The 16,226-nt window shown below is 61.7% G+C and carries 13 protein-coding genes and 1 pseudogene; 8 read left to right on the top strand and 6 right to left on the bottom strand.

The features are described from left to right. Nucleotides 1-197: 197 nt before the first annotated feature. From ACYASU_RS00210 to ACYASU_RS00225, 4 genes and pseudogenes are all read left to right on the top strand, one after another. Nucleotides 198-1,271: pseudogene (locus tag ACYASU_RS00210) on the top strand (methyl-accepting chemotaxis protein); the annotation flags it as partial. After that, nucleotides 1,263-2,126, top strand: coding sequence for a methyl-accepting chemotaxis protein (locus ACYASU_RS00215; protein WP_423574839.1), 864 nt, complete (start codon nucleotides 1,263-1,265; stop codon nucleotides 2,124-2,126). The pseudogene ACYASU_RS00210 and the gene ACYASU_RS00215, both read left to right, overlap by 9 nt. 330 nt (nucleotides 2,127-2,456) lie before the next feature. Beyond that, nucleotides 2,457-2,675 carry a hypothetical protein gene (locus tag ACYASU_RS00220; RefSeq protein WP_192171940.1) on the top strand — a complete coding sequence of 73 codons (219 nt, stop codon included), beginning with the start codon at nucleotides 2,457-2,459 and terminating at the stop codon, nucleotides 2,673-2,675. Nucleotides 2,676-2,822: 147 nt separating this feature from the next. Next, nucleotides 2,823-3,041: a hypothetical protein gene (locus ACYASU_RS00225; protein WP_192171939.1), complete on the top strand. Its 219-nt coding sequence runs from the start codon at nucleotides 2,823-2,825 to the stop codon at nucleotides 3,039-3,041. 59 nt (nucleotides 3,042-3,100) lie between these two features. Here the strand turns inward: ACYASU_RS00225 and pseH are convergent, their stop codons facing one another. Further along, on the bottom strand, nucleotides 3,101-3,655 hold the full coding sequence (gene pseH / locus ACYASU_RS00230; RefSeq protein ID WP_463581528.1) for a UDP-4-amino-4,6-dideoxy-N-acetyl-beta-L-altrosamine N-acetyltransferase: 555 nt from the start codon (nucleotides 3,653-3,655) through the stop codon (nucleotides 3,101-3,103). 168 nt (nucleotides 3,656-3,823) lie between these two features. On the opposite strand from pseH, the gene ACYASU_RS00235 reads away from it, so the two are divergent. Further along, entirely contained in the window at nucleotides 3,824-4,156 is a 333-nt protein-coding gene (locus ACYASU_RS00235) for an ElaB/YgaM/YqjD family protein (protein ID WP_192171937.1), read from the top strand. A gap of 121 nt (nucleotides 4,157-4,277) precedes the next feature. Beyond that, a complete protein-coding gene (locus ACYASU_RS00240) occupies nucleotides 4,278-4,565 on the top strand; it encodes a DUF2934 domain-containing protein (protein ID WP_346628362.1) in 288 nt (95 codons plus the stop codon). A 74-nt stretch (nucleotides 4,566-4,639) separates the two neighbouring features. Here the strand turns inward: ACYASU_RS00240 and ACYASU_RS00245 are convergent, their stop codons facing one another. Beyond that, nucleotides 4,640-5,851 carry an MFS transporter gene (locus tag ACYASU_RS00245; RefSeq protein WP_463581529.1) on the bottom strand — a complete coding sequence of 404 codons (1,212 nt, stop codon included), beginning with the start codon at nucleotides 5,849-5,851 and terminating at the stop codon, nucleotides 4,640-4,642. Nucleotides 5,852-5,970: 119 nt separating this feature from the next. After that, nucleotides 5,971-7,128, bottom strand: a complete 1,158-nt coding sequence (gene mltA / locus ACYASU_RS00250; protein ID WP_192172280.1) for a murein transglycosylase A — start codon at nucleotides 7,126-7,128, stop codon at nucleotides 5,971-5,973. Between the two features lie 289 nt (nucleotides 7,129-7,417). Between mltA and ACYASU_RS00255 the strand changes: the two genes are divergently transcribed. Both ACYASU_RS00255 and ACYASU_RS00260 read left to right on the top strand, forming a co-directional pair. Beyond that, entirely contained in the window at nucleotides 7,418-8,104 is a 687-nt protein-coding gene (locus tag ACYASU_RS00255) for a hypothetical protein (protein ID WP_463581816.1), read from the top strand. A 118-nt stretch (nucleotides 8,105-8,222) separates the two neighbouring features. Then, entirely contained in the window at nucleotides 8,223-10,217 is a 1,995-nt protein-coding gene (locus ACYASU_RS00260) for a methyl-accepting chemotaxis protein (protein ID WP_463581530.1), read from the top strand. A gap of 69 nt (nucleotides 10,218-10,286) precedes the next feature. On the opposite strand, the gene ACYASU_RS00265 is transcribed toward ACYASU_RS00260, so the two are convergent. The 3 genes from ACYASU_RS00265 to ACYASU_RS00275 all read right to left on the bottom strand — a co-directional run bounded on the left by ACYASU_RS00265 (nucleotide 10,287) and on the right by ACYASU_RS00275 (nucleotide 16,196). Further along, nucleotides 10,287-10,733 (bottom strand): CBS domain-containing protein, encoded by a 447-nt coding sequence (locus ACYASU_RS00265; protein WP_282369943.1) that lies wholly within the window; start codon nucleotides 10,731-10,733, stop codon nucleotides 10,287-10,289. 160 nt (nucleotides 10,734-10,893) lie between these two features. After that, the gene (locus ACYASU_RS00270) at nucleotides 10,894-11,349 is read right to left on the bottom strand and encodes a type III secretion system chaperone (protein WP_463581531.1); all 456 of its coding nucleotides are present in this window, start codon (nucleotides 11,347-11,349) and stop codon (nucleotides 10,894-10,896) included. Between the two features lie 56 nt (nucleotides 11,350-11,405). Then, complete coding sequence (locus ACYASU_RS00275; protein WP_463581532.1) at nucleotides 11,406-16,196, bottom strand: AvrE-family type 3 secretion system effector; 4,791 nt, start codon at nucleotides 16,194-16,196, stop codon at nucleotides 11,406-11,408. Between the last annotated feature and the right edge of the window lie 30 nt (nucleotides 16,197-16,226).

Below are 16,226 nucleotides of genomic sequence, written 5' to 3' on the forward strand. Positions count from 1 at the left end.
GAGGTTGGGCGTGCCCTTCAAGCCTCCCGAACGAAGAGCCCGGATTCTGAAGCCTGGCCGGGGGCCGAGGGTGATCAACCACGATCGATAGAGAAATTCGAACTAAATCATCAGTTTTAACGATGATCCTTTTGATTAACTTTTTATATAAGGAGTCGATAACAGAGCATTACGAAAAAATCAAAGGTTAAAAGGCGATGAGATCCAACTGGTTGGATAATTTGAAAGTAAGCAAGAAGCTCGGCTTGGGCTTTGGTGCCATTCTGCTGGGCGTTCTGGTGGTTACCGGGATTGGTTATGGCAGCGCGAACCTGCTTATCCAGCGACTGGAGAAAGCAGCCAGGGTCGCTGAAGTGAAAGCCGATATGCTCGACGTTAAAGTGGCGTCGCAAACCTACGCGGCCAGCCCCAGTGCCGGCGCTGCGGAAGCGTATAGCGTTGCCCTTGCGTCATTGAACAGCACCATCAATAAAGGTTTGCAGATCCTGACCGTCGCCAAAAACGTGGACATGCTCAGGGGGATCGCTAACCAGGCAGCAGAACTCAAGAAAACCTTCGATCAACTGGTCAGCAACAACCAGAAAATCGATGGGGCGATGAAACCGTTGATCAAGGTCTCGGATGAAGTAAGCGCGACCTTCGAGGGCCTGCTGCAGAAGACGTTGGACGATGCTTCAAACTCGCCAGACCAGGCCGGTATCGACCATGTGAGAATTGCAGGCGACCTGCGCAATGGTATGACCAACTTCCGTCTGGTATTCCGTCGCTACTTGAGCATTCCTACCGAAGACAATCGCCAGGCCACTTTTGCGACTGCCGACGCGCTGGTTAGCCAGGTGGCTGAAGCCCGAAGCCAGTTACCCGCGCAGTCAACTGCAGCCGTTGACACCTCGCTTGTCGCGCTCCGGCAGTACAAGGAGAACATGGCGACGATCTCGCAGATGCTGCAACAAAATGACCAGATACGTGACGCGTTACAAAAGCTCACGACCGACACCGTAAAAAGTGTCGAGGACTTGATGGCCTCCCAGGTCGTTGCAGCAAACAATGAAAAGAGCAATGCGATCATCCAGTTGTTCAGTGTTGCGTTAGTGGTGCTGTTACTGGGTGTTCTCGCCGCAGCATTGATCACCCGCCAGATCACTCGTCCACTGAACGACAGCGTCATCGCTGCCCGTCGCATCGCCGATGGCGACCTGACCTACGACATTGGCACAGACCGGAAAGACGAACTGGGCCTGCTGCAAAACACCATGCAGCACATGACGTCTTCCTTGCGTGAACTGATTGGTGGCATCGGACAGGGCATTACCCAGATCGCAACCGCCGCCGAAGAGTTGTCGGCCGCGACCGAACAGACCAGCGCTGGCGTCACCCAGCAGAAACTGGAAGTGGACCAGGTGGCAACTGCCATGAATGAAATGGCTTCAACCGTGCAGGAAGTTGCACAAAACACCGAGGATGCGTCGCGTGCGGCCCGGCAAGCGACCGAGCGTGCGGCCCATGGCAGCACGGTCGTACAGCATGCAACCAAGGAAATCAGTCAGCTGTCTGGAGAGGTCGGGCAGTTGGGCGTGGCAATGCAGCGTCTGACCCATGACAGCGATAAGATCGGCAGCGTCATCGACGTGATCAAGGCCGTGGCGGAGCAGACCAATCTGCTCGCACTCAACGCCGCCATCGAAGCTGCACGCGCCGGCGAACAGGGTCGCGGCTTTGCAGTGGTGGCCGACGAGGTCCGGTCATTGGCCCAGCGGACACAGAGCTCGACCACTGAAATCGAAGCGCTGATCCAGGCCCTCCAGCACGGCACTGTGGAAGCGTCGAGCTTGATGGACGCCAGCATGCGGCGAACAGAGGGCACCGTCGAGCTGGCGCGGCAGGCCGAGCAAGCCCTCGTAGAGATTACGCATTCCATTGGCACGATAGAGCAGATGAGCCAGCAAATTTCGGCTGCGGCCGAGGAGCAGAGCGCGGTGACCGACGAAATCAATCGCAGCGTGATCAGTGTTCGTGACGTCGCTGACCAGTCTGCTACCGCGACGGAGCAGAGTGCTGCCTCGACATTGGAACTGGCGCGCCTGGGCAATACGCTGCAGAACATGGTGGCTCGCTTCAAGGTGTGACGACCCCCACGGTGGGCTGCACAAAAGAAACCGCTTCGGCGGTTTTTTTGTTCGTAGCATTCAGTGCGTTGCTCAGTGTACAGGCTTGTTGAAGAGTCATTTCGAGCGACTGGCTGGGCCGAAGGCTGGGCAAAGGGGGGAGCCGGGGAACAGACTGGCGCCGGGGGCAGATCTTGAAATGCGCCTGTGGAGGCCGGCCTGATCGCGATGACCGGCAGATCAGTTTCCATCGGCTTCACGCGCCATTCATCTTCCACCGGGCACTAATCCTTCCTGATGCACCTCTGTCCTGTAAGCGCAGATTTCCTGCGACTCGTACTGGAGGTCATCATGGGTATCGAAGACAACGGGCCAGATAACGCATATCAGGGTCCAGCGGAGCCGGGCAGCGAAGAAGAGATTTATCCCGACACGCACGCTGATAACGAGTCAGCCCGGCAGGGTGAAGACGCGGCAACTGCAGCCCGAAACAAGGGGCTGGATGAGATGGAGATTCCTGACAATCCGCCTGTCGACGAGGACGAAGAGCCCTCTCCCGGTAACAGCTAGCGGCCGATGTCACACCAAACCCCACCCAGCGTGGGGTTTTTCTTACAACACGACGAATGTGTTACACAAGCGAGCCACTCGTCGGAACGCGAGCACTAACAAGGGGTTGGGCACTCCATTCATTAATCAAAAAACAAGGTGCCCCGGATGAGACCTCAGACCAACGATATTCCTAACGCACTCGACCTGATCAGCGAGCTGGATCAGGCAACTGAGCAGATGATGTCTATCCCCGTCGAGCACATCGGCGGCATGCAATGGGAAGAGGCCTTCGTGCGGCAGCAGAGCGCTTTTAGAAAATGGCGAGACTATTTGTACTGCAAAGCCGATGAACGCCCGGCGGTTCGCCTGCTTAACATCGCCTGATCTGCGTACAGCTCCACCCGCATCAAGCCAAGCATGGGCGCGCATTTCTGCACAATGCGCTAGCGACGTCCTGCAATCCGCTCCACCGCGGCTAGTACCCTGGGCCGCTGCGCCTGCCATTCACTTTTGGTGATACCCAGCAGCACGGCGTCGATACGCTTGCCATCGCGCACGATGTGTTCCCGCCGTACGCCCTCGATCACAAAGCCGAATTTCTGGTGCATCTTGATCACCGCCGGGTTGATCTCAAGCACTTCGCAATTGAGTTTTTCCAGTCCTGCGGCGCCGAACGCGTGGTCGAGCATCCACAACTCCACCTGACTGCCGAGGCCTTTGCCCTGCAGCGTGGTGTCGAGGTAAAAGGCCCAGTCTGCCGTGCCGTGGGTGGCGTTGATGGCGCTGAGGGACACAACACCGACGGGCGTAGCGTCAATCACGATGACGAAGACCTGCTGCCGGGCGCTGTCACGCAGCCCCTCGAGCCAATTCAGATGCTCGGCCTCGCCGATTTCATGGTCCGTGTACATGAACTTGCGCACGTCTGGCTGGTTGCGCAGTTGCCGAACGCTGGCCTGTTGATCGGCGGGCAGTTCGAGGATCGGCACGGCTTTCATTTAGTCCCTTTTAAACACGTCATACGGCTGTTGAATCCCGATTCAGGCTGCACCGCGAGCGGTGCATGATCAATTGCGGTGCGTCGAAAAGAGGTTTTTTCGAAGTCACTGGAACGAATCGATTGGCGATTTAGTCAACCTTTCTCACACCCAGGAGGCAAAACTATTATGGCAAGCGATATCACCGAACAACTGCGTGACGATCTTTATCAGAAAACCCGTTCCGAGCTGAACACTTTTCTCGACGAGACCAATGCCTTGCTGGCGGCAGGGGATGCCTTGAATGAGGATCGCACCACCCAGGCCCGTGAGCGGCTGAAGGATTTTCTGGCCCGCGGCACCAGCGCAGTGACCGAGATCGAGATGGAAGCCCAACCTGCGTTGACCCGTGCGGTGGGTAATGCCAAATCCTACGTGACGACCCATCCCTGGGCCGCCGTTGGCGTGGCTGCAGGCCTTGGCCTGGTTGCCAGCCTGTTGCTCAAACGCAACAGGGATTGAGGAGGCCATCGTGGTTCGCCGCCGATTTCCGGTGGATCCGTTAAGTCCGACCAGCGGCCGGCTTGCGTTCGCCGGCCTTTGCACGCCCGTCATTTACCCTCGTTATCGGCTGGTACTATTCATGGCGGGTACCGTAGCGGACGCTGGATTCGGCACCGCTCTGGCGCCGGCCAATGTCCTGCGCAAGCATCAATGGGGGATACGCATGAATGTCGACGAAGACACTGTTCGTCAGTTGGCCCAGTTGATCTGGGAGTCCGAAGGCAAGCCTGAAGGGCAGGAATCCCGTCACTGGGAAATGGCCACACGCCTGGCGGAGTCCGCTGCCATGGCGCCGGTTCGCACTTCAAGCAAGCACAAGGTCGATACGTTGTTCCCGTCGCCCGATGAGGCAGACCCCAACGTGTGACAGGTCTGGAGCTCGCCCGGACGCAGTGTCAGGGCAGAGCTCGGATCAACCGCGCAATCAAACAGCTCTCGGCTTCAGACTGACCCGGAAGCCTGCCGGGCAACGCGGCGATCACCTTGCCGTGCATCCATCAGCGCCCAATACCACATGCCCAGACCGCCCAGCGTCAATGCCGCTGCCGCATAGCCCGTGGCCGGCAGACCGTATCCCGCCGCAATCACGGCGCCACCCGCCAGCGGCCCAATGGCGTTGGCCATATTGAACGCGCTCTGCACCAGTGCGCCCGCGAGAGATTGCGCATGGGGCGCAACGTCCATCAAGCGGGTTTGCAGGATCGCCGCCAGGCCTACGCCACAGCCTATGAAAAACACCAGCGGAATGAGCAGCCACAGGTTATCGGTGGCCGAGGGATACAGCGCCAGCACCAGCGCGGTGAAGCCCAGCGAGACGCCAGCGGCGAGCATGGTGGCGCGGTCGGCGGCCCAGCCGCAGATCAGATTTCCCACCGTGGTACCCAGACCGAACACCGCCATTACCACCGGAATCATGAAGCTCGAGGCATGGGTGACCTCGATCAGAGTGGCGGCCAGATAGGTATACACGCAGAAGATCCCGCCGAAGCCGATCCCGGCGATGCCCAGGGTCAGCCACACCTGCCGCGAGCGCAGGGCGTTGAGTTCGCGCAACGGGCTGGCGTCGGCCTGGGCAGGGGACGCGGGCGCGAGGCAGCGGATCAGCACCGCCGTGATGGCAGCCAGCCCGGCAACAATGGCCATGCCCCAGCGCCAGCCGATGGTCTGGCCGATCCAGGTGGCGAACGGCACGCCGATGATGGTGGCGATGGTCAGCCCCATGAACACGCGGGAGACGGCTTGGGCGCGGCGATTCTTCGGCACCAGAGACGCGGCCAGCAGCATGGCCACGCCGAAATACGCGCCATGGGGAAACCCGCTCAGAAAGCGGAAGAACACCAGCCACGGCAGCGAAGGCGCCACGGCACTCAGCCCATTGGCGATTCCGATGAAGGCAGCGAGGGCCACCAGTAACGCCCGTCGCGGCAGGCGTACGCCGAGGACCATGATCACCGGTGAGCCAATCACCACGCCCAACGCATAGGCACTGATGGCGTGCCCGGCGAGCGGCTGGGTGACGTGGAAGTCGCCGGCAATAAACGGCAGCAGGGTCATCGAGGCAAATTCGGTGGTGCCGATGGCAAACGCGCCCATGGCGAGGGCGAAGAGCAGCCAGCCCATGTTGAATTCATGCGGGGTGTGGGAGGTATTCATGGGAGATCGAGAAGGGTTTCCGGGAAGAAGCATGCTGTGATACCTGAAACCGATTTCAGTTCAACCCGCGATACACGCCGACTGACGCGGGAGGCGCATCAGTCGGCGGTTCAGCTCGATCAGTCCTTGGGTTTGGCATCCGGCAGGGCCGCGCCTTTAGGCCATAGCATCCAGATCTGGCCTTGCTGCTTCATATTGCCAGCCAGCTCGCCGGCCGCGTCGCCGGTGCCCCAGAACATATCGGCGCGGACTTCGCCGGCGATGGCGCCGCCGGTGTCCTGTGCAGCAACCGGACGTACCAGCGGCGTGCCGTCGGGGCGGGTCGACGACAGCCACAACAGGCTGCCGAGGGGGATGACCTTGCGATCAATCGCCACGCTGTAGCCAGCGGTCAGTGGCACATTCAGCGAACCGCGCGGGCCTTCGGTGCTGTCGGGGCGCTGAGTGAAGAATACGTAGCTCGGGTTGCTGCCCAGCAGTTCATTCACGCGTTCGGGGTGCGCAATCGCCCAGTCGCGGATGCGGCCCATGGACACTTCGTCCTTGGTCAATTGCCCTTGCTCCACCAGCCAGCGGCCGATCGGCTTGTACGGGTAGCCGTTCTGATCGGCATAGGCGATGCGCAGCTGACGGCCGTTCTCCAGCTGAACCCGACCCGATCCCTGGATTTGCAGGAACTGCAGGTCGATGGGGTTTTCCAGCCAGGCCAGCACGGGGGCATTGGCGCCTTTGTTGCCGATGGTGGCGGCGTCGTCGTAGGGACGCAGCACGCGGCCGTCAAGGCGCCCGCGCAGGCGCTTGCCCTTGAGCTCGGGATAGATGCTGTCGAGGTTGACGATGATCAGGTCATCGGGCACGCCATACACCGCGACCGGGTGTGCGTCGTTGCGCTGCTCGCTGCCTTTGTAGATGGGCTCGTAATAGCCGGTGATCAGGCCGTTGGCGCCGTGCTCGGAGGAACGCAGGCTGTAGACCTGCAGCTGGTTCTTGAGAAAGTCGCGCACCGCCGCAGGATTTTGTGGCACCTGGGCGGCGAGGGCGCACGTGCCACCCCAGACCGGGTCCTTGGCCAGACGCTTGCACGCCGAGAACCAGCTGTTGTAGCCCGCCATCAGGTCGGTGTCGTTCACCGCCGGCAGTTTGTCCCACTCGACGCTGACGTAGGTCGTCGCTTCGGAGGGCTTGGTCTTCGGCGCACCGCCGTCACAGGCGGCGAGCAGGGCGATCAGGGGAGCGAGGCAAAATACGAAACGGCGCCAGTGCAGGCTTGTGGTCATCACGCGGGGTGTTTCCTGAGAATCATGCGAAGGCGGCTAGCTTGGTGAAAGCGGACGGCGGCGTCAAATGGATGAGGGAATCATTTGCATGAAAGCTCACATGCCCGCCGAATCGCTTTAAACGCGGATTTGCCGCCGACATTGCACTTTTTTGCCTTCAGCCGTTCTGACCTTGGCCGGGACGCGGCGATTGACGCGGTGTCCCGTTCGTTGAAACCTGGGATTGATGCTCGCCGTGTTCACTGTTTTATCCGTTTGCCGTCACCTGCGCCCGCTGTTTGCCCTGTGCATGCTCGGGCTCTGCGCGGCGGGTTGTACGCGCCAGGACGGCCGGGATGTCGCCACGCAGTTCAGCGAGACCCGCCCCCAGGAGTTCTTCCAGACCAGCGTGGACCGCATGGCCACACTGGCCATGGCCGACAACCTCGACAGCCTCTATCTGCTGATGAACAAACTCTACCTGCGCAATCCCGCCGAGTGGCGCAAGTCCGGCTTCGTTGACGCCGCAAGTGCGGAGCGCAACGTGCGACAGGCCATCGAGCAGCAGAAGCCGTTGCCGCAGTTGGGCACCCGGCGTGACCTCGCCGCGCTGAGCTACGCCCTGAGCCCGGAGTTTCTTGGCGACCGCGTCGGTGCGTTCATTTATGCCATCGGCAGCATGCTGGTCACGGCCCACGGCGGGCGCCTGGAATTTTTCATGACCGACCAGATCAACCCGACCTTCGTCAGCAACGCCGCGCGCAATATCGAGAAGGCCACCTGGCTGCTGAGCCAGCGACAGAACGCCAATGGCGAGCTGCTGCTGTTCTCCAACGAAATTTCGGAGGAGGGCAGCAACCTCAGTTTTGCCACCGAATTCGGCAAGATCGTGGCGCTCCTCGACCTGCTCACCCAGATGCTCGACGAGCGATATAGACGCATCGGTTTGAATTACGCCCAGAGCCTGCTGTTCCTGAACTTCCTCCCGGTGCAATAACGCCCCGCCGGGCCGGGGGAAAAACCTTTTTTTGCGCCCCTCATCCTTGGCGACTTTCGGTCGATAGCCCATCAGGAGTATGCAAAACAATTACAAAATATTTGGCATGGGGACGACGATGTTTAAAACAGTGCAGGCGCGCTATACGGTCATATTTGTGGCCTTGATTGTGGTGATCGCGGTGATCACCGAGCAGGGCATCGTTCACTTGGTCACGCCCAAGGTCCGCGCGACCCAGGAGCAGGTAGTCCTGAGCCAGGTTGATCAGATCGGCACGCGTATCCTGTCGGACCTGGCCCGCGTAGAGGCCCAGTCCCGGGCGATCACCCAGGCGGTGCCGCTGCTGGACAGCGATGGTATCGACAAGGTGCTGCCAGGTCTGGTTGACCAATACGGCGATCAGAAAGTATTTGGCGGCGGCGTCTGGCCGATGCCGGACAAGCGCACCCCGGGGCGCAACAAGCACAGCTCGTTTTTCCACCGTGACGGCAGCGGCCAACTGGTGGTGAGCAGCTTCTGGAACTCCGACCCTGCGCCCAACTACTGGGAACAGCCATGGCACCGCGCCGGGCAGAACGCACCCAAGGGCAAATGCGCCTGGGCCGCTGCCTATCAGGACGAAGCCAGCCCGCAGCCGCGCACCAACTGCGCCATGGGCATCTACAAGGATGGCGCGCTGTACGGCGTTTCGACCATCGACGTCACCCTGGGCTTCTTCAACGGCCTGATCCAGGAAAAGGAAAAAGACATTCAGGGTCAGGTGATGATCGTCGAGCGCGACGGCAAGATCCTGACCAACCAGAGCCGCATCCCCGGCGAAATCATCCTCAAGAACATTTCCGGTTTCAGCGGCCAGTCGATGTTCGCCAAGGCCATTCAGGAGGGGCTGGGCAAGATATCCGGCGACGCTGTGTATTCCCAGGAATACATCGACCCGCAACTGGGTGATCTGACCTTCTTCCTGCGTCCGGTCCCGGGCACGCCGTGGGTCATCGCCACGTCGCTGCCGACCGCCATGCTCACCGCCAGCAGTACCGAAGTGCTGAAGACCCTGGGCTGGTTGCAGATCCCGCTGGTCATTCTGTTGCTGGTGGTGCTGGGCTTTGCCTTCCACCGTCTGCTGGCACGCGTGACCGTTCTGCGCACCAACATCGACGCGCTGTCTTCGGGTGAAGCCGACCTGACCCGCCGTATTCCGATCAAAGGCCAGGACGAACTGGACGCTGTTGGCCATTCGGTCAACAAGTTCATCGCCTTCCAGCAAGCCATGATTGTCGAGGTGCGCAACGGCACCGAGCAGATCTCGGCCGGGCTGGTGCAGTTGCAGGATCAGTCGCGCAACATCAACCAGATCCTCAACCGCCACGCTTCGGAAACCGATCAGGCGGTGACCGCGATCAACGAGATGAGCGCCACCGCCGACAGCGTCGCCGAGAGCGCGACGCAGACGGCGAGCTTTACCCAGTCGGCCAATGACGCAGCGCAGCGTTCCCGTGACGTCGTCGACGAAGCGTCGGTCAGCGTGCGGGCGTTGGTGGCGGAAGTTGAAGACGCGACGAAATACGTGCAGGAAATGCAGGTCGATGCCAAGCGCATCACCGATGTGCTCGGGGTTATCGGCGGCATCGCCCAGCAAACCAACCTGCTGGCCCTCAACGCGGCCATTGAAGCGGCGCGGGCAGGCGAGCAGGGCCGTGGCTTTGCGGTGGTGGCCGATGAGGTGCGGGCGCTGGCCGGTCGTACCCAGCAGAGCACGTCGGAGATCAACGAGATGCTCGCGCGGCTGGAGCAGGGCGTGAGCACCGCCGTGGGCGCCATGGAAAAAACCAAAGTCAGCTGCCAGTCCACCGCCGACCGTACATCGCGGGTCAACGAAGGCCTGGATGGCATGGCCGGGTCTGTGCTGCGCATTCATGACCTGAGCGCGCACATCGCAACGGCGGCAGAGGAGCAGAGCGCGGTGACCGAGGAGATCAACCAGAACATGATCGCCATCCGGCACATGGTCGGTGAACTGGTGGGCTGTGGTCAGCAGACCGACACCAGCGTTGACGCGCTGATGGCGTCCAACGAGCGACTGGTGGCGATGATCGATCGCTTCAAGGTTCGCTAACCGGCGATTCATTCACTCGCACAACACAAAGCCGGAGCCCTTAAAGCTCCGGCTTTTTCGTGTGGATGCTCAGTAGCTTTCGCCGCGAATGTATTCCTGCATTTTTTCGATCAGCCTGGCCTGCTCGGCGATGGCCGCCTTGACCAGGTCGCCGATGGACAGCAGACCGATCAGCCGGCCTTCGTCCACCACCGGCAAATGGCGCAGCCGGCGGTCGGTCATGATGTTCATGCAGTGCTCGACGGTGTGCTGCGAACCCACGGTCTGTACGTCGTGGGTCATGATCTCGCTGATCGGCGTGCCGGCCGAGGCGCGGCCCTTGAGCTCCATCTTGCGGGCGTAATCCCGCTCGCTGACGATGCCAACCACCTTGCCATCGCGCACCACCGGCACGGCGCCGATGTTCTTTTCGGCCATCAACTTGATCGCCTCGAGGACCATCTCCCCAGGCCCGACGGTGTGAACGTCAGCGTGATGCGGGTCTTTCAACTTCAGTAGTTCGGCTACGGTCGTCATGCTGGCCTCTCCGGCGCGTTTCTTGTGAGCACGGCCTGTCTGGCCGTGCATAGAGAATCGTCGAGAGATGGCATTCCGGCAAGTTTGAAAGCGCCATGCCCGGCCCTGAAAACGTCACCGGCCCGGTTTGCCGATGCAGCATCGGCGCGCCGGCACGATGTCAGCCGATCCGCCGCGACAGGCCACCTTGTCCCTGGGCATGAGTCGGTGCCTTTGCCGGCGATGAAGGGCGCTGTTGCAGCAGGCCGGCAACGTCACGGGTCTGCAGGACGAACCCTTGCACCCAGTCCACGAAGGTCAGCTCATCCAATGCCTTGAGTGGCAGTTGCGTGCACAGGCGAACCGAGTGTTGTTCATCCAGCGCCAGCCAGCAGCCGCTCATGGCGCCGCTGTCGAAGTTGAGCCTCATCAGCCGCTCGTACAGGCTCGGGTCGGGGCGCAGCGACAGTTTGCAATGCAGGATCGCGACGTCGCCGCCCGCCGGGATCTCGATGATGACCACCTCGCGGCCCTCGTCGAACAGCGCGCACACGCCGTTTTCGAGTTGCAACGCCGTGCCCAGTTGTTTGCCCAGTGCCTGAATGCAGGCGTCTGCTTGTGTCGTCGTGTTCATCATCTGCGGTGTCCTGTCCGGGGTTTCGATTGGATCAATGGAAAGTCATGGGCGTCGGCCTAGCGCGGCCGGAAGGCGCCGTTGCCGACCTGGCCCAGTTCAAGGGCGGGCTGCGCGTCGCCACGGTCGGCAATGTCGCCGTCGGCGGTGGCCTTTTTCGGGTTCGTCGGGTCCATGCCGTACTCGAAGGTGACTTCGCCCATCAGGCGTTCGATGCTCAGGGCGCTGCCACTCTTGTAGCTGACGAACGGGAAGGGCGTGCCGAACGAGTCTTCCTTGGCTGCGGTCTTGAACACCGCGATGCTCTTGATGCGCAGATTGTTCTTGTCGCTGAGCATGTCCTTAAGCATCGCGTCGGTCAGGCTTCCGTCCAACGCGCTGGTTTCGATGCGTTCCTTGATGTCGTCGCGGACCTCAAGCTTGATTTCCGCGCGAGTGGTCCCCTTGGTGTCCTTCATCGCGTCGAGCAGGCCTTTGAACTGCGGGTCGGCACTCATCATGTCGTGAATGCGCTCGGCGTTGCCTTCGTTGCAGTCGCGGCCGAGCATCTGTTTGACCCGGTCGATCTGCCGCTTGGACGGCGCCGCCTGATCCAGCCGGTTGACGTTGTTGTGCTTGACCACCATGTCCATCAGGGACATCAGGCTCGAGCCCTGGCCGGCCGCGGTGTTCTGCCGGTCGAGCTGGCGCAGGCTCTGGCGCGCGGCGTATTGCGCGTCGTTCTCGTCTGGCGTGGCCGTCAGGTATTTGCTCTTGAGGTCCTGCAGCACCTGCTCAGGATTCTTCCCTTCAGCCGACGGATTCTTGCTCATGCCGGGGAAGGCCTTCTCCAGTGTTTCGCCCAGGGTTTTGACGTCGGCGGTCTGCAGCGGCAGGGCGTTCTTGAAGCGCACGTCGTAGCTCTTGCCGGTCTTGTTGTCGAACGCCAGTGTCGCGCTGACCCCCAAGGGTGCACCGCCAGCCACGAACAGGTTGCTGGGGCGCGACGTAAAGACGGTGCTGAACATCCGCGCGTAGCCGGTCACCGAGCCTTTTTCGAGGAAGCGGGCGCGGTTGCTGCTGTAGATATCGGTGTGCAGGCCATCGCTGCCATGGCCCTCGGTGCGTTCCCGTTCGGCGCTGAGCAGTGACACGGTTCCCAGCAGGCCGGCGCCGAAGCGCATGAAGCCGGCGACGGGCTCCGCATCGGTCTGGCCCTTGTTGGTACGGGATTCCAGGTTGACCCCTGCATCCAGGTCGAACGCGTGCTTGCCGGTGGTGCGCACTTCCTTCTCGACGCCACGATCCATCAATTCCATCGGTTTGAGGCCACCCTGGGTCGGGCGCTTGCTGCTGGCCAGCGGCGTCTGCATCAGGTCGGCCATGAAATCATCGATTTCGTCGTCACGGATGAAAAAGCTCAGCGCCGTGCCGTTGGCGTATTTGTACTTGGCGTCCAGGCTGCCGCCGAACCAGCCCCCGTTGGACTGGATGTTGGCGTGGCTGTCGCCCGGCGTGGTTTTGGTGTCACTTTTGCCGCCACCAAAACCGAAGCTTCCTGTGCCGCTGATGGCGCCTTCGCGGCTCATCGACACTTTCAGGCCGCGATCAAAGCGGGTAAAGGTCAGGCCGTAGGTGCGCTCCGGATCGATGTTGCCGCGAAAGCCGAGGAAGGCCGGTTCCGCCGGGCCCGCGACGCCGCCGGTGATACCGCCGCCGTAGTTGCGGTTCAGCTTGACGCTTTCCCGGGGTTCAAGATCGCGAAGCGCCTGGGTCAGGCTGCGCGTGACATCGGCGTTATTGGGGCCGGCAGGGGTTTCCAGGCCCTGCAATATGTTGCGCTTGAGCGGGTGGTTGTCCTTGCGCAAGTGCTTGAGCAGGTTCTTGGTGGCGTCGTAACTGGCTTCGAGGGAGGCGTGGTCACGAAAGCCCGCGTCGGTGTAGCGTTTGACCGGGCTGCCTTCGTAGGTGTCGTTGTGCAGGGCGGCCAGCGCCGTGGCGATGGGGGCGAAATCCTTGGCGCCCGGTTTTTTCACTTCATCGGCGAACCCGTCGAGGGCGGTGCTGATGTCGTTGAGCACCTTGACGTCCAGGGCCAGGCGGGCGCGCAGCAGCGCCTGTTTATCGCCCTGGGTGCGGGACCCATTCAGCGGTTTCTCCGTGTTGCGACGCTCCAGGGTGAAATGCGCATTTTCCAGCGAATTGAGCAACTGCCCCAGCTCATGGGCGTTGTCGATGCCGCTGTGGCGCAAGACGCTGGCCACTTGCGGCAGCATGTCGTTGGTGCGCGGCTTGCCCCGAAAGGCCGGATTGACGGCACCGTTCTTTAGCAAGGCGCCCTCGTCCTGGGCCAGTTCACGAAGGGTTTTCTGCAGGTCCTCGGTGACGCTGGTCTGAAACCAGTTGAACAGCTCTGCCAGCTCGCCCGATTCAGGTGACGTCATTCGGGGCGCCAGGTCATCAATGCGCTGTGCCATTGGCCGCCCCGGTGCTCCGGTCGCCGCCGTCGCGCGGGTGTGGAGTTCGCGCAGCAGCGTGGTTTCTTCGGTATAGATCGGCCTCAGGCCTTCGCGGCCTTTCCAGGCGTGCTGGAGGCTGTCGGCCGGCACTTTCGCCGCGCCGGTCAAGGACAGATGAGCCGTCAGGTAATTCTGCCTGAGGGTGGCGGGGGCATATTGCTTCACCTTTGTGCTCTCGACGTTGTTGCTGCCCATCACGTTGACGGTGAGTTTGGCCGAGCCTCTGCGCAGGGTTTCCGGCTCGGCCGCTGCCAGCCGATTGAAGGCCGCGTGGTCATTGCGCGGGGCCGCAGGGGCGGGTGTTGCGGCTTCCCACCCGGTCGCGGTTTTGACGAATTCTCCCGCGCTGGTGGTAGCCAGCAAACGTCCGTCGTGATTGGGGCGCAGGTCCTGAAGAACGGCCCCCGGCGGGGTGGCCGGGCCCTGAACCGCTTGCCAGGTCCGCTGAGGATTGAGCTTTCGAGCGTTGGCATCGTCGCCGCTCAGCCGAAACAGGGCGCCGCCGCGCAGGGCGAACCAATCCTTGCCGCCCGTGCTGATCGCCTGGATATCACCGGTGCCGGGTGGCTTGGGCAACTGCGCGCGTTCGCCGTTCTGGTCATGCAAACGCAGTTCACCGTCGCTCAGGGTCATGAAATTCTGATCGTTCTGTACCGCCAGCTTGTCTGCCACCAGATGCTCGGCGCCGCGCAGGGCGGTGCCCTTGGCTTCGGTCCCGCGACCCTGCAGGGCCAGATCGGCGCCGCGATCCATGTCATGGGCGGCGGCCTGGGGCACCACTTTCAACTGTTTGAGCTTGCCGTCCTTGTCGATGATGTAAGCGAAGCCGTCCTGGCCTGCCTGCAGGGCTTTGATGTCCTTTTCGGTGGTCTTCTTCCATTCCTCGGTGCGCGGGTCCTGGACCAGCAGCGTGTTGTCGTGGCTGGCGATTTTGCCCCGTGGCAGCTGGATCTGCGCGGCGGCGTCAGGTGTCAGGACCGGCAAGCCGTGCTGACGGTCCATGACCAGCGGCGCCATGGACCAGCCGGGGACGAAGTCCTGTCTTTTGTCATCCCATGCGGCGCTGTGCTCCAGGCCTTGCTGGTCCTTGACTCGGGCGTGCAGGACATCTTTATCGTCGTGGAAGAAGTCGCTGACGGTGTGATTGCCGAAGGCGGCCAGCAGGGCGGGTGAGGGTGGCGCTGGCTGCAGCGTGAGCTCGCCGGTGACGAACATCGTTTTCTTGCGATCATCTACCGCCGGCATCGTCGCCTGCAGCAGTTTGCCCGACGCCGTGGTCGCCAGCAGGCGCTGCCCCGCGATGGCCACCGATTTGGGTTTCAGGGCTTCGTCGTTGTCCGTGCCGGTGGGCGTGATCAAGTGGTGCACATCGTGCACGCCCGCGCCCAGGGCATTGCGCTGCACCAGCAAGCGCTGGCCTTGAGTGTCTTCGCTGAGCGCCATCAGTTGACCCTCCGGCGAGCGCCCCAGTGCTGTGACCTTGTGATCGAAATTCAACGGGGTATTCAGATCATTCAGCGAGTACACCTTGCCCTCGTCGTTAAGCCCGAACAGGTTGCCAGCGCCGATGTTGTGCAGGGTTTTCAGCGTTGCGCCTTGGGTGTTCTCCTGCCACTGGCCCCCTTGCAACGCGTACAGCTTATTTTCGTGAATGCGCCAGGCGGTGTTGTTGGCGTCTTTGTGCACGCCGGTGACCTGCGCGCGGTGGGCATCGGTGGGCATCGCCACATCGAAGGCGTTGTTGGCGCGTTTTTCACTGCTTTTGAACAGGGAAATGGCCGCGTCACTGGCATGGGCGTGGAGCAGCCGGTTCTGGGTGTCGACCAGCAGGTATTCGGTTTTCTCTGCAGTCTGATTGAGCTCCGCCAAGCCCTGATAACGCTGGTCGTGCTTGCTCAGAATGCCTTCGAGCAGGCGCTCGGTGCGGTTGGGCTGGCCGGAGCCGCCAAAAGTGAGTTGCTGATTGTGCAACGCCATGCTCAGCCGGGGTGTCATCGCCATGGCGGGTAGCTGGGTTGTCGCAGGACCGGTGGGCGGCACCGGCGCGTTCGCCTGTGGCGCGGCTGATGCAGCGGCCGTAGTTGATGCCGCCACCGCGTTGGGTGCGAGCGCAGTGTTGGTGGTGTTCCCGGCCCCGGAGGCGCGTGGGATGGACGAGGCATCGCCCGGCCGGGCCTTGAACAGACCGCCTGCGAAGTGGCGGCTTTTCTGCAGCGTCGACCGGCTGGCAGTGGCCATGCGCGCCAGAACGTTTTTACGCTGCGTGGGGCCGGTTGCCGTTGCAGCGGCAGGATTCAGATGGGTGGTGCCGACATTGGTGGTCTGGCCACGTGAGACTGGAGATAAAGCCATGCTGACGCCGTCCGTGCAAGTGAGTACTTT

The sequence above is a fragment of the Pseudomonas sp. HP_12 genome, from assembly GCF_055283955.1.

Bases quoted from the DNA above. Each gene is read 5' to 3' on its own strand.
- ACYASU_RS00220 (WP_192171940.1), top strand. From the start codon at position 2,457: ATGGGTATCGAAGACAACGGGCCAGATAACGCATATCAGGGTCCAGCG.
- pseH (WP_463581528.1), bottom strand. From the start codon at position 3,655: ATGAAAGCCGTGCCGATCCTCGAACTGCCCGCCGATCAACAGGCCAGC.
- ACYASU_RS00235 (WP_192171937.1), top strand. From the start codon at position 3,824: ATGGCAAGCGATATCACCGAACAACTGCGTGACGATCTTTATCAGAAA.
- ACYASU_RS00265 (WP_282369943.1), bottom strand. From the start codon at position 10,733: ATGACGACCGTAGCCGAACTACTGAAGTTGAAAGACCCGCATCACGCT.
- ACYASU_RS00215 (WP_423574839.1), top strand. From the start codon at position 1,263: ATGACGTCTTCCTTGCGTGAACTGATTGGTGGCATCGGACAGGGCATT.
- ACYASU_RS00240 (WP_346628362.1), top strand. From the start codon at position 4,278: ATGGCGGGTACCGTAGCGGACGCTGGATTCGGCACCGCTCTGGCGCCG.
- ACYASU_RS00275 (WP_463581532.1), bottom strand. From the start codon at position 16,196: ATGGCTTTATCTCCAGTCTCACGTGGCCAGACCACCAATGTCGGCACC.
- ACYASU_RS00245 (WP_463581529.1), bottom strand. From the start codon at position 5,851: ATGAATACCTCCCACACCCCGCATGAATTCAACATGGGCTGGCTGCTC.
- mltA (WP_192172280.1), bottom strand. From the start codon at position 7,128: ATGACCACAAGCCTGCACTGGCGCCGTTTCGTATTTTGCCTCGCTCCC.
- ACYASU_RS00270 (WP_463581531.1), bottom strand. From the start codon at position 11,349: ATGATGAACACGACGACACAAGCAGACGCCTGCATTCAGGCACTGGGC.
- ACYASU_RS00260 (WP_463581530.1), top strand. From the start codon at position 8,223: ATGTTTAAAACAGTGCAGGCGCGCTATACGGTCATATTTGTGGCCTTG.
- ACYASU_RS00225 (WP_192171939.1), top strand. From the start codon at position 2,823: ATGAGACCTCAGACCAACGATATTCCTAACGCACTCGACCTGATCAGC.
- ACYASU_RS00255 (WP_463581816.1), top strand. From the start codon at position 7,418: ATGCTCGGGCTCTGCGCGGCGGGTTGTACGCGCCAGGACGGCCGGGAT.